The sequence below is a fragment of the Collinsella sp. AM24-1 genome, assembly GCF_003470325.1.
Classification (GTDB): domain Bacteria; phylum Actinomycetota; class Coriobacteriia; order Coriobacteriales; family Coriobacteriaceae; genus Collinsella.
In genome coordinates this window covers 43,270-57,059 of the sequence record NZ_QRHM01000010.1, presented here as the reverse complement: position 1 = coordinate 57,059, position 13,790 = coordinate 43,270, and the positions used below count along the sequence as shown (strand labels likewise).

The window sequence follows — 13,790 nt, the reverse complement described above, 5'->3', positions numbered from 1 at the left end:
GGCGGGGTTTGGTCCCACCGGCTGCGCACAGGGTTACCTCCCAAATCGTCCTCGGACATGTCGGCGCCCCCGCTGCGCGCTTCGCGCTGCGGGGGCGCCTCCGTCCTGCGGAAAGATTTGGGAGGTAACCCTGTGCGCGGCCTGCGGCTACTATGGGGTCGCCGCGTGATCTTGGGGTGCTGCACATACAAAGTTGGGAGGGCTGAATTGCACGTTGCCGTACTGGGCCCTTTTCCCGAAGAAGGCCTTGCTTGATGCGGCACTGATTTTGCTGAAATATAAAAACAGGGGCGTCCTCTTTTTGAGGGCGTCCCTGTCTACGTCTATTTGCTATTGGCTTGTGGCCGATTTGAGCGGTGGTTGCTCTATGCCAAGAACTCCTTGGTGGTCGCCACGATGTTGGCGGCGTCCAGGCCGTACTTGTGCAGGAGCTCGGCACCCGGGCCGGACTCGCCGAAGGTGTCGTTGACGCCAATCTTCTTGAGCGGCGTCGGGCACTGCTCACACAGGACGTCGGCAACGGCGCTGCCCAGGCCACCGATCACAGAGTGCTCCTCGACGGTCACGACGTGGCCGGTCTTGGTGGCGCTCTTGACGATCAGGTCGGCATCGATGGGCTTGATGGTGTGCATGTTGATGACCTCGGCGTCGATGCCCTCGGCAGCGAGCTGCTCGGCGGCCTCGAGAGCCTCGCCGACCATCAGGCCGCAGGCGATGATGGTCACATCGGCGCCCTCGCGCATGATAATGCCCTTACCCAACTCGAACTTATAGGTCTCGGGGTCGTTGATAACCGGCGAGGCCAAACGGGCAAAGCGCATGTACACCGGACCGTCGCACTCGTAGGCGGCGCGCGTCACGGCACGGGCCTCGACGTCGTCGGCAGGAACGATCACAGTCATGCCGGGGATGACGCGCATCAGGGCGATATCCTCGCAGCACTGGTGCGTGGCACCATCCTCGCCCACCGAGATACCGGCGTGCGTGGCACCGATCTTAACGTTGAGGTGCGGGTAGCCGATGGAGTTACGAACCTGCTCAAAGGCGCGACCGGCAGCGAACATGGCAAAGGTACTCGCGAAGGCAACACGACCGGTGGTCGCGATACCGGCGGCGACGCCCATCAGGTTGCTCTCGGCAATGCCCACATCGAAGAAGCGGTCGGGGCAGGCCGCCTTGAACTTACCGGTCTGCGTGGCGGCGGCCAGATCGGCGTCGAGGACCACAAAGTCATCGTGCTCGTTGGCGAGCTCGACGAGGGCCTCGCCGTAGCTTACGCGCGTGGCGATTTTCTTGACGTCTGCCATCCTAGAGCTCCTCTCCGGCGGCCGTGAGCTCTGCCATGGCCTGCTCAAACTGTTCATCATTGGGGGCCTTGCCGTGCCAACCAACCTGGTTCTCCATAAAGGACACGCCCTTGCCCTTCAGGGTCTCGGCGATAATGGCGGTCGGCTGGCCCTTGGTAGCGCGAGCCTCGGCAAAGGCGGCGCGGATCTGATCGAAATCGTTGCCGTCGGCAAGCTCCACCACGTGGAACTTAAAGGCGCGGAACTTGTCGGCGAGCGGCATGGGGTCGTTGACCTCCTCGACGGGACCGTCGATCTGCAGGCCGTTGTGGTCGACGATCACACAGAGGTTGTCGAGCTGCTGGTTGCCGGCAAACATGGCGGCCTCCCAGACCTGGCCCTCCTCGCTCTCGCCATCGCCCAGCAGGGCGTACGTGCGATAAGTATCGCCCCAGTGCTTGGCGGCAACGGCCATGCCCACGGCGGCGGAGACGCCCTGGCCGAGCGAACCGGTGGACATGTCGACGCCCGGAGTGTCGTTCATGTTGGGATGACCCTGCAGGTGGCTGCCGATGTGGCGCAGCGTCTCAAGATCCTCCTTGGGGAAGAACCCACGCTCGGCGAGCACAGCGTACAGACCAGGTGCACAGTGGCCCTTGGAAAGCACAAAGCGATCGCGGTCGGCCTTGCGGGGATGGGCCGGGTCGACGTTCATTTCCTCAAAGTACAGATAGGTCATGATGTCGGCAGCGCCGAGCGAACCGCCCGGATGGCCGGACTTGGCAGCGTGCACGCCGGTGACGATGCCCTTCCTTACCTCGTTGGCAACCTTTTTGAGCTCTTCGTCGCTCATTGTGCCTTCCTTTCATCCTCATTAGACAAAATGCGCACGGCACCGAAGGTAATCCCAACACAGCCGTAATGCACGTACGTCATTCATTATGCTGGAAACTGATGGCTTTACCAGAGTTTTTATCATTATTTGAACAATTTAGCAGGCAGAACCGCTGATGAAACGGTTTATCAATGTGAACGTCTTTTGGATGGGACGCGGTCGGCCCTACGCGCTAATGTCCTTGAATCCCTCGCCGAAAGCTTCCGTAACGTCGGCGACCGTCACAATGGCGTGAGGATCGCGCTCGCGCACGATCGTCTTGAGGGTATTGAGCTCTCGACGGTTCACGATGACCATGATCACCGGCTTCTCGGCACCCGAATACATGCCAGTCGCCTTAAACTTGGTACAACCACGACCCAGGCCATACATGATATCGGCAGCGATATCAGGGAACTTGTCCGAGATGATGAGTACCATACGGCGTTTGTTGCCACCATCGACCACGGCATCGATCACGTAGCCGCTAATGACCATCGAAAGGCCTGCATATAGTGCATTTTCGATTGAAAAGACCGGAGCCGACAGCGCGCATACGGCAACATCGATCGCCATGACGGTCGAGCCCACGGGCAGTGAGGTATTACGCGAGATGATTTGGCCAATCGTGTCCGAGCCGCCGGTGTTGGCGCCGGCGCGCAGCACCATGCCGTAACCGATGCCTGTAATAATGCCGCCCCACATGGCAGGGAGCATCAGGTCCGCATCCGCCAGAGGTGCTACAAACGGGGCGAACAGATCGGTAAAGAAGCCCAGCAGCACAAAGCCCGTCGCGGTCTGCACCACGTAGAACATGCCGCCCTCGCGCATAACGACCAGCAACAGCAAGGCGTTCATCACGATCGTCTGAATACCAACGGGAAGCGATAGACCGCGCGATGCGCCGACCGCCTGGATAATGGTGGCAAGGCCTGTAACACCACCGGCAGCAAGGCCGTTGGGAATCAAAAACAGGTCGGTCGCAATAGCGGCCAGAGCGCACCCCAACATAATCTGGGGCAGGTCGTGAAAGAAGTTCATCGATAGAATGCGCTTGATGTCCAGACGATATGCCATGCTACCTCCCTCAAAAAAGCGCACCCAAACGGATGCGCTTCGAACTTCTTGCTGTATTCGATTCTACCGATTCGCCGAACAAAAACCACCCCTGCGCAGGGTTTGCTTTGGATACAAAACCACCCTGCTCGGAGGGTTTTATCCATTTCCACATAAACCGGGCGGTTTATGCAGATGGGATCTCTGCGTCAGCGTTGCCAGTGGCCCAGCGATGGTAGCCAATAACAAACGGGTCCAGGTCGCCATCGTCAAGAACGGCCTCGACATTGCTGGTCTCCACGCCCGAGCGCAAATCCTTGACCATCTGGTACGGGTAGAGCACGTAACTGCGAATCTGGTTGCCAAAACCGATCGTGGTTTTGGGTCCGCGAATCTCATCGAGCGCCTCGGCGCGCTTCTCGAGCTCAATCTCGTACAGGCGAGCCTTGAGGATCTGCATGCACGCGGCCTTGTTCTGGATCTGGCTACGCTCGTTTTGGCAGGTAACCACAATGCCGCTGGGAAAATGCGTCACGCGCACGGCGGAGTCGGTGGTGTTGACGCCCTGACCGCCCGGGCCGCTCGCGTGGTACACGTCCACGCGGATGTCATCGGGGTTGATCTCGATGTCGATATCATCGGGCAGTACGGGAATGACCTCGACGCCAGCGAACGTGGTCTGGCGGCGCTTCTTGTCGTCGGTGGGGCTAATGCGCACCAAGCGGTGAACTCCGGCCTCGGCACGAAGCATGCCAAAGGCATCCTTGCCTTCGACGGTAAAGGTCGCGCGATCGATGCCGATGACCTCAGCAGCGGGGCAGTCGTTAATCGTGACCTTCCAGCCGCGACGCTGGCAGTACTTCATGTACATCTTAAAGAGCATGAAGGTCCAGTCCTGGGCCTCCAGACCACCCTGTCCGGGCTTGATGGTCACAATGGCATCGCCGTGATCGAACTCACCGGTGAACCAGCTCGAAAGCTCAAGCTCATCGATGGCACGGGCCAGGCGCTCAGCCGTGGCTGTAGCCTCCTCGCGAAGGGCGGCGGCATCGGGGTCATCCCCCATCTCCTCGGCAAGCTCCAGCGCGGCGCGGGCATCGGAAAGCTCGCCGCGCGCGTTGTCCACGGCAGCGATATCTTCCTTGGTGCGCGCGATTTCCTCCATGGTGGCACGGGCGGCGTCGGCGTCATCCCAAAAGCCGGGGGCCACGCTTTTGGCCTCGAGCTCGGTCACGCGCGTGCGCTTCTCGTCCAAATGAAGATACGACTCGACCTCGCCGAGCCGGTCCGCAAACGCGTCCAGCTCGGCGGGCGTTACCTCTAAAGCCTCAGCCATTAACGATTCCTGCCGTGGCAGTACTTAAACTTCTTGCCGCTACCGCAGGGGCACGGGTCGTTGCGGCCCACGTTGACGTACGGATCGTCGCTCTCGGACTTGCGATAGGTGGTCACCTTGCCACCGTTGTTGACGGCAGCCGGACCACCCTGGACAGCCGTGCGGGCCTGCACCTGCGCCTGCTTGCGCAGCACCGAGTCGCCGTTGTCACCATCGACCTCGGCAGGACCGGAGAAGTGCGCACCCTCGAGCGCGGGCTCCTCCTTGTGCTCCACGACACGCGGGGCAGCCTTGATCTCGATGCGCAGAACCGTGCGCAGGTAATCCTCGTACATGGTGTCGACGAGTATCTGGAACGCGCCGTAGGCCTCGGTCTTGTACTCGACCAGCGGGTCGCGCTGGCCAAAGCCGCGCAGGCCGATGCCGGTCTTGAGGTAGTCCATCTCCTGCAGGTAGTTCATCCAGCGGGTATCGATGACGCGCAGCATGACCTGGGTGTTGAGCTCGCGCATCAGGTCCTCGCCCAAGCGCTCGGCTTTCATGTTGTAGCACTTCTCTACGTAAGCCAGGACATCGGCAGCTAGGGCCTCATAATCCTCGTCGGGGAACTTCGGCGTATCGATGTGGCCGGTGAGCTCCACAACCCACTTGCGCAGGCCCTCCAGGTCGCGCTCGCCATCGTGACTGTCCTTGGTGCAGAACTCCTGCACGCAGCGGTACACGGTATCGTGCATGACCTCGGTGATGTGGTCGGTCAGATCCTTGCCGTCCAGAATCTTATTGCGCTCGGCGTAGATGACCTGGCGCTGCTTGTTCATGACGTCGTCGTACTCAAGAACGCTCTTGCGCATGGAGAAGTTGATGCTCTCGACCTTGTGCTGGGCGCTCTCGACAGCCTTGGAGATGATCTTGTGCTGGATGGGCATATCGTCGCCCATGTCAGCCGTGACCATCATCTTGGAGACGCGGTCCATCTTGTCGCCGCCAAACAGACGCATCAGATCGTCCTCGAGCGACAGGTAGAACTGGGTCTCGCCCGGATCGCCCTGACGGCCGGAACGGCCGCGCAGCTGGTTGTCGATACGGCGGGACTCGTGGCGCTCGGTGCCGATAACGGTCAGGCCGCCGGCGGCAAGAACGCGCTCGCGCTCGGCCTTGCAAGTCTCCTTGGCCTCGGCGTTAAACTGCTCAAGCTGCTCGGGCGTTACGTCCTCCATGGTCAGGCCCTCGTACTCCAGGCGCTCGCGCACCAGCTCGTCGGGGTTACCGCCCAGCAAGATGTCGGTACCGCGGCCGGCCATGTTGGTAGCGATGGTCACGGCGCCATAGCGACCAGCCTGGGCAACGATATGGGCCTCGCGCTCGTGGTGCTTGGCGTTGAGGACCTCGTGCGCGATGCCGCGCTTGGTAAGGGCGGCCGACAGTTTCTCGGAGCTCTCGATGGAGACGGTGCCCACCAGGACCGGCTGGCCCTTGGCGTGACGTCGCTCGACGTCGTCGGCAACGGCGTTGTATTTGGCCTGGATGGTGCGGTACACCAGGTCCTCGTGGTCAACACGCTGCACGGGCTTGTTGGAGGGGATGACCTCGACGGGTAGCTTGTAGATCTCGCGGAACTCGGCATCCTCGGTGAGTGCCGTACCGGTCATACCGGAGAGCTTGTCATACAGACGGAAATAGTTCTGCAGGGTGATGGTTGCCAGCGTCTGGTTCTCCTCGCGCACGAGCACGCCCTCTTTGGCCTCGATGGCCTGGTGCAGGCCCTCGGAATAGCGGCGGCCTTCCATGATGCGGCCGGTAAACTCGTCGACGATCTTAACCTCGCCGTTGGTGACCACGTACTGCTTGTCGCGATGGAACATGTACTGGGCCTTCAGCGCCTGCTGCAGGTGGTTGACCAGCTGGCCCGAAAGGTCGGCGTAGATATCCTCGATACCCAGACGGCGCTCGATCTTCTTAAGGCCGCGCTCGGTGGCGGCAATGGTGTGCTTGGCCTCGTCCATGACGTAGTCGCCCGTGGGCTCCACATCCTCGGTGGCGGTGAGCATGTCATGCGACACGTCCTCGCCGCGCTCCAGGCCGCGCACGGCGCGCGCAAAGTCCTTGTAGGTGCTGGCCGACTTGGTGCCGGCGCCCGAGATGATGAGCGGCGTCCTGGCCTCATCGATCAGGATGGAGTCGACCTCGTCGACGATGGCGTAGTTGTGGCCGCGCTGTACGCGCTGCTCGGGGCGGGTGACCATGTTGTCGCGCAGGTAGTCGAAACCGAACTCGGAGTTGGTGCCGTAGGTGACGTCTGCCTGGTAGGCCGGACGCTTGAGCTCGAGCGGCATGTTGTTCTGGAGCAGACCGACGGTCATGCCCAGGTACTTATAGATGCGGCCCATCCACTCGGAGTCGCGCTTGGCAAGGTAATCATTGACAGTAACGACGTGCACGCCCTTGCCGGCAATAGCGTTGAGATAGCCAGCCAACGTGGAGACGAGGGTCTTACCTTCGCCGGTCTTCATCTCGGCGATGTGGCCCTCGTGCAGTGCCATGGCGCCAATGAGCTGCACGTCAAAGTGGCGCATACCCATGGTGCGCTTGGAAGCCTCACGCACGGTGGCAAAGGCCTCGGGGAGCATGTCGTCAAGCGACTCGCCGTTGGCGTAACGCTCGCGGAACTTATCGGTCTGGCCGCGGAGTTCCTCCTCGGTCATCTTCTCAAACTGGGGCTCAAGACCGTTGATCTGGTCGACGATCTTGTAGTAGCGCTTAAGGTCCTTATCGGATCCAAAGGACAGCAGCTTTGACATGAATCCCATGTGGTTTTCCTTTTTGGCCATCGCCCACGCCGTGCAGCTGCGGGCGAGTTAAACACAGATGATTGTACTTTAGCCAAACAAGGCGCGGCCTATACGGTCGACCTCGACCGCCACGTAATAACTATGACCAACCTGCCACAATGGGACAGGTTTATTTTGGCAAGTTTTATCTGAGCAAACGCCGTCTCTCTGCCATTTGGTGCCACGGGGACAGGTTAGCTTGCACCAATAAAAAGAAAAGGGCCGCGCACCCAAACGGATGCACGGCCCTTATGCCATGAATGCGAGCGATTCCGCGGCGAGCTAGTTACTCAGCAGCCTCGGTGGTCTCGGCCTCGGCAGCGGCCTCCTCGACGGGAGCCTCTGCGGGAGCCTCGGCGGCCTGCTTGGCAGCCTCCTCGGCGAACTTAGCAGCACGCTTAGCCTTCTCGGCAGCCTTAGCCTCAGCGGCGGCCTTGCGAGCGGCCTCGGCCTCAGCAGCCTTGGCGGCCTTGGCGGCCTTGGCCTCCTCAGCCTTCTTGAGCTGGGCGGCAGCGGCGCCACCGAACTTGTCGGCGAAGCGCTGGACGCGTCCACCGGTGTCGACGAACTTCTGCTGGCCGGTGTAGAACGGGTGGCACTCGTTGCAAAGCTCGACCTTCATCTCGGACACGGTAGCGTGCGTCTTGAAGGTGTTGCCGCAGGAGCACGTCACCGTGCACTCGACATACTGGGGATGGATACCCTGCTTCATGGTAGGACTCCTTATTGGTCAGGCGCTGGTTACCGATCAGCGCATAAGGCGTCTTGGTTTCCGACCAAGACAACAAACTTGGCTATGGTACCACGGCGCCGCGCGTCCCACAAAAGGTTCACGGTCTTTTCGGAACGACACGAATCTGACCCATCGAAACACATCTCCACCGTTCCTTCAACTGGGAAAATGCCGTCCCCGGGGCCTGAGAAGGGCCCCGGGGACGTTCGACTGACTGCGGGAACGGCCTTTCCGCTCAATGTGTTCGGCTGAGATCGGAAATCAACCAAACTGAACCAGGTTCAGCTGGCATGGTTAAAAACGGGGGCGACGCTTTTGCGTCGCCCCTCGTCCCAGCCGGTTGCTTTAGTTGTACACGCGGTAGTTACACTTGAACTGGGTTATGTGTCCATAGCTGGAGCGGTACCAACCCGACGTATAGCTGATTACTTTTGCGCCTAGATATTCGTATCTCTTGTTGTAGCGAAGCTGACGGTAGGTCGTGTCGTACTCTGCTACGTAAAACGTGTCTCCAGAGAAGGCTTTGTACCGGTCTTTAACCGTCGAAGCCATGTACGCGGGTTCGACATCGCCTTTCTCCCCGTTGAGCGCATAGACGGGTGCCGCGATTCCGCATAAAGCCGTTGCCACGAGGATGGCGTAGACAGCCATGCGCGACGCATTGGACTTCAGCTGTTCAAATAGTTTCATGTCATTCACCTCCCTCGTATGTATCGAGGTATTCCTGCTTGAGCGTCTGCGAGGACGACTTGATCTTTTCCACGAGCGTGCCGGCCTCGATGAAGTAGAACGAGTTGGTGAGGTCTGCCAGGTCGTCGAGCAGATGGCTTGAAATGAGCACGCTGCGTCCCCGCGCCACCTCGCTGCGCATCGCGTCGCAGGAGGTTTTCCGCTTTCCCGGATCGAGGCCGTTCAGCGGTTCATCGAGGATGAGGTACGGGCAATCGGTCGCTATCGCCATGGCAAGCTTTACCTGCTGCTTCATTCCTGTCGAGAGTTTACGGGTCGGCTTGTCGAGATATGGGGAGATTCCGAGGGAGCTGCAGAGCGAGTCGATGTCGGCGGCCGATTTCCACGCCTCCCTAACGAAAGAGAGGTGCTCGCGGGCCGATAGCGTGGGATAGAGATCCGCGCCGCCCGAAGAGCTCAGGTAGACGAGTTCTGCAAATTCGGCTGATCGACGTTGGCTGATTCCGTCTGCCGCCAGGCTTCCCGAGTGGATACGGGTGGGAAATTGGCCCGACAGCGCTTCAAGAAGGGTGGTTTTCCCCGAGCCGTTGGGAGCAACGAGGCCCGCCGCCGTTCCCGGGCTCAGGAAAAGCGATCCGATTGAAAGTATCGTCGTGCTCCCGTATCCCACGCTCGCGTCCAGAAGCTCGAGCCCATGGTGCTTTTTCGCGGGTCCAGGCTGTTTGGGGGAACGTGCCGCAACGGCGCCGACCGCAAAAAGGACCGCGACGTATGCCAGGGCCACGGCAAGCATCGATGCGCTGCCTGAACCGGAGCCAATGAATTCTGTCGGGAAGCATCCTACGTAACCCGTTGCCTCGATAGGCGAGAACACGGCCAGCGGCAGGAGCCCGAGCACGGCGTTATGCTCCAGCGCCGAATCGGACAGCAACGGGAATGCCGGGGCCGCGACAAGCAGCGCGGAGGTAAGGGGGCCTGCGAGGACGCGCCTCGTTGCGGTCGATAGGACGGCGGAGAAAACGGATATCAAGGTTCCGCCCGCAAGCAGCGCGAGAAGCAGGGTCGTGAAGACGTTTCCCGCGGTCGTGGTGGTAAGCGCGCCGTCATGGAAGAAGGCGATCGGGTACCCAATTTGCCCGAAGCCGTTTAGGACCGAGGCGTAAATGCCCCCGGGTGCGAGGCCGGCGAGGAGCATCGCGGTCCCCGCGACGATTATCGAAAACACGATCTGGATAAGGCGCCGGAATTTGGGCGCGGGCGCCTTTGCCGCCAGGGTCCCGGGCCTTGTGGCGCCGAGCACGAGTATCGACGAGAGAAGGAAGGGGATGAAGGGAAGGAAAGACGGCGCCGTGGCAATGGCGTAAGGCAGGAAGGAAAGGAATGGCAGGTCGTTTGCGGAGGCCGGGATATCCGTGATGCCGGAGCTGCTCAGGGCACGGCAATATGCGAGCGCCGCGTCATTGGTCTCTCGGTCTCCCACGATGGACCCGGATTGGAAGCCTTCGCCCATGAGCGCGTAGTAGCTCTCGGCAGAATCGAGAAAGGCGGCGTCGGTTTGAGCGGCAAGGGCGGCGTTCGCGTATCTTGCAAGCTCCGCGTCATTTTGCTGCTCTGGAGATAGGTCTGTGCCGCTGGCCTGGGGCGCGCGCGTATTGAATGCGTCGACAAAGCTCTGCATGCCCTGTTTCATAAAGAAGGGCCCGTAGATGGGTGAATTGAACGCAATGGGGACGGAAAAGGCTGCAGCGAGAACGAGCGTACAAATCCATACGGCCTTGTCTCTTAGGATTAGTTTGAGAAGAAGTCGACAGTACATTTAGAAGCACCTACGTTCCTCAAAGAATTGTTAGATTAAAAGTAACAGACCGGATGAAGATACGTGCGACGGGGGCGAGGCGAATGGCTGAGCGGTATCGATATGCGGGTTCAACGGTATCACATTGGCCACATAGATTTTTAACTTGCATTTCTACCCGCCCTTTTCGTAGAGTCGCCGATACGTGCTTAGCGCACCCTCGGCGCGTCCGGCAGGCTTTGCGAAATGGGATCCAGGAGACTTCGGCGCAGCATCATCTTGCGGAATGCTTCTAATGAGCCTCCCATCCTTCAAAAACAGAATCTCATCGCACAGCCTATCGACCGAATCCAAGATGTGGGATGACATGATGATGCACGTACCAGAATCGGCCAGCTTCCTGAGAATCTCGGAATGCAAGTCCACCCTGCTGGGGTCGAGCGAGTTCATGGGCTCATCTAATAGAAGGTACCGCGCGCCCGTCGCATACGCAATCGCCAGGGTAAGCTGCTGCTTCATGCCCTGGCTCAGAGTGCGGATCCTCATCTTCGCGAACTCGCCTATCTGCGTTTGTTCCACTATCTCTTCGATATCGCGAGCATGCGGCCACATATCGCAAACCATCTTGAGGTGATCTTCCGCACGCAATCCGGGATACAGCAGCGTCCCCTCACCAGGTGCATAGAAGATCATAGAACGGACCTCTCTCGCACCCGTACCCTGCACCTCATCCAGAACGATGCTCCCGTCCACGCGAGGACCCGGCAAACCTGCCATCGCACGCAGCAACGTCGTCTTTCCATGCCCGTTCGGAGCGACGAGACCGTAGACCGTACCCGGGGCAAACTCAGCGTTCACCGAATCTACGAGCACCTTCTTTCCATAAGAGATCGTCAGCGTTTGAAGGTCAATCATCGAGATCATCCCCTTTCGATCTTTGGAACACTCAGGCGCACCATCAACGGAGATACGGCGCCCAAGACCACCAGCAGAGCGCCCGATGCGCCGACGACCTCTCCAAAAGGCATCGCGTTCGTCCCTCGCCCAAGGAACTCAATCGTCCCCACCTGGGAAGCGGGATCAAACGAGGCGAATGGAGCCAGCAGCGCGACGCCCATGCCCACGCTTTCAACATGAGCGCTCAACGAACCCAACACCAAGAGAACCGCGCAAACCATTCCGGTGACAACGGGGTTGCGGCTAATCGCTGCTGTCAACGCAGCGACGACGGAAATCACGCCGTATGCCATGACCAGCAACGGAATACTGCACAACACCGCCTCCCCCACCATGGACGTTGTCGAAGCTCCCGCCCGAATGAGAGCGACGGGATACTCCGATCCACCCGCACCGTTCTTAATCACGGACACAACGACAGCGGGAACCATCGACACCAAAAGCAGCACCAAGCCAAGCAGGAGAGCCAGCGCAACAGCCGTCAGAAAACGCACATGCGCTGTTGCGGGGATCTGGAGAACCAGAAGGGAACGACACTGCAGGTGGGTGCACGCGAGCGATGTGACAACCACGGGCAACAGCAAAAATAAGGAGGGAAGCGCTGCCTGGAGATACGAAAGGAGGATTAATGGGGGCATCTTCGTACTTAACTCGTAAACCTTGGGGTCCGGCAAGCTCGCGATCGACTCAAGCAGAAGGGCGCGCGCCTCCGCACGAGAAGGAGTCTCCGGCTCGATTCCGATCGATTGCAGGAGAGTCGCATCTGCCGCGCCCAGCTCACCTCGAGCGCGCTCGTACGTCGCAAGGCCTCGAAACCCCTCCGCAGGCATAGGCGCGTACACGAAACCCGAAAGAGCATCCCGCATGTCTTCCAGGGCCGCTTTGCCCTCGACGTCCATATTCGCAGCGTTCTGCTCTAGATACCGATCTATTGAACGGAGCTCCCCATCCCTATACCGAACAGCGGAAACGTTATCAGCGTCAGGAAACATCTCGACCAGAGCCGGGGCCAGCATCGTCGCCGACATTGCAATCGCGCATACGGCGAGGGTAGGAGAACGCAGGAGCAGTTTCCCCATCGTTCTTACGTATGCAACGGCGGAGGCACAAGCGCTCGAACGAGTTGCCGTTCTCGATGCAGCGAAGGAACCTCTCTCAAGACAAATCGGGGATATCGGGCGCGCGCAGCCGCTCTTTCCAGCAACGCAAAGCAGGCTAATTGCCAGCACCTCGATCCCGATTGCGCATACGAGGGCAATCGCGCCACGCTCGAAGCAAAGTCCAGGCAGATTCACTATCTGCGTTGTCGGGTACGGGCTATAGGCGCCGACGGTCAACTCAGTGTTCGCATACGTAAGGGGATTCAACAGGGCGAACTCACGTAAAGCGATGGATCTTCCGTAATACCCGGGAACCATCGTCACCCCCATCAGGGCACATACGAACACGATTCCAAGCGTAGGGTTATTGGCAATCTTCACGGCAAGGTGAACGACAAGCGAGATGAACGCTGCCACCAAGAATTGCAAGATGGCCGTCTGCGCGAACACCAGCCAAGCCGGTTTGATAACCGGAGTCGCATATTGAATGTAGCCTATCGGATAGAACGGCGAGCCCGGGCCATTCTTCACAAGCGCGGCGATTATCCCTGGAAGATTGATGGCGAGGACGGCAAGCATTGCAAAAACACTCGCCCATACGCTCGATGCAACAAGTCTACCCAGCTCGCCCATCGGCGCCTGGATGATGAGCTTTTCACGTTTGTTAAGACGTGCGGCAAGGAACGAGACGGCAACGGCCGTTGCGACCCATAGCAAGTACTCCTTCGATCCGTCATAATAGGTGTACTCTCCATCCGATATCTGCAGAAACGGAAGTAGGGGAGAGAGCGGTGCCAAGATAAGACGTCCCGCGGCAAGAGGGTACAGAAGCGCGGGCATGCTTGATGAAGAGGTATAGACACCGTCCTCCCCCGCATTCACAAGCGCATCCGCATAGGATGCTGACAATTCCTGCTCAACACGGGTTATTCCCGACTCGAGGTATTCGACCCGTCCGTCGATGCCAGCCGCGCTCCTGAAGACGGGCAGAGCACAAAGAACCATCAACGCAACAACGACAACACAGAGCGACCTGGAGGAGAGAAGCGACCTAAAGATCGCCTTCGAGATTTTGAGCATATTCATCGCCAACCTTAACCTCATCCAGTCGGAACAGAGGGGCCGAACAAAATGC

Annotated in this window: 10 protein-coding genes; all 10 read right to left on the bottom strand. The window is 59.6% G+C overall.

The features are described 5' to 3' along the window. Positions 1–365: 365 nt before the first annotated feature. Positions 366–1,307, bottom strand: coding sequence for a transketolase family protein (locus DW661_RS05540; protein WP_117778508.1), 942 nt, complete (start codon positions 1,305–1,307; stop codon positions 366–368). A gap of 1 nt (position 1,308) precedes the next feature. Beyond that, entirely contained in the window at positions 1,309–2,139 is an 831-nt protein-coding gene (locus tag DW661_RS05535) for a transketolase (RefSeq protein WP_118934926.1), read from the bottom strand. Positions 2,140–2,346: 207 nt separating this feature from the next. Beyond that, positions 2,347–3,237 carry a YitT family protein gene (locus tag DW661_RS05530; RefSeq protein WP_089572238.1) on the bottom strand — a complete coding sequence of 297 codons (891 nt, stop codon included), beginning with the start codon at positions 3,235–3,237 and terminating at the stop codon, positions 2,347–2,349. 166 nt (positions 3,238–3,403) lie between these two features. Then, positions 3,404–4,552, bottom strand: coding sequence for a peptide chain release factor 2 (prfB, locus tag DW661_RS05525; protein ID WP_118934924.1), 1,149 nt, complete (start codon positions 4,550–4,552; stop codon positions 3,404–3,406). Continuing rightward, positions 4,552–7,359: a preprotein translocase subunit SecA gene (secA, locus tag DW661_RS05520; protein ID WP_117757883.1), complete on the bottom strand. Its 2,808-nt coding sequence runs from the start codon at positions 7,357–7,359 to the stop codon at positions 4,552–4,554. The genes prfB and secA overlap by 1 nt, the downstream gene beginning before the upstream one ends. A 307-nt stretch (positions 7,360–7,666) precedes the next feature. Further along, the gene (rpmE, locus tag DW661_RS05515) at positions 7,667–8,092 is read right to left on the bottom strand and encodes a 50S ribosomal protein L31 (protein WP_006235303.1); all 426 of its coding nucleotides are present in this window, start codon (positions 8,090–8,092) and stop codon (positions 7,667–7,669) included. Between the two features lie 366 nt (positions 8,093–8,458). Next, positions 8,459–8,803 carry a hypothetical protein gene (locus DW661_RS05510; protein ID WP_118934922.1) on the bottom strand — a complete coding sequence of 115 codons (345 nt, stop codon included), beginning with the start codon at positions 8,801–8,803 and terminating at the stop codon, positions 8,459–8,461. Position 8,804: 1 nt separating this feature from the next. Beyond that, entirely contained in the window at positions 8,805–10,493 is a 1,689-nt protein-coding gene (locus tag DW661_RS05505; protein ID WP_158568415.1) for an ABC transporter ATP-binding protein, read from the bottom strand. A 279-nt stretch (positions 10,494–10,772) separates the two neighbouring features. Continuing rightward, a complete protein-coding gene (locus DW661_RS05500; protein WP_158568414.1) occupies positions 10,773–11,513 on the bottom strand; it encodes an ATP-binding cassette domain-containing protein in 741 nt (246 codons plus the stop codon). Between the two features lie 5 nt (positions 11,514–11,518). After that, the gene (locus DW661_RS05495; RefSeq protein ID WP_118934918.1) at positions 11,519–13,741 is read right to left on the bottom strand and encodes a hypothetical protein; all 2,223 of its coding nucleotides are present in this window, start codon (positions 13,739–13,741) and stop codon (positions 11,519–11,521) included. Positions 13,742–13,790: the final 49 nt, after the last annotated feature.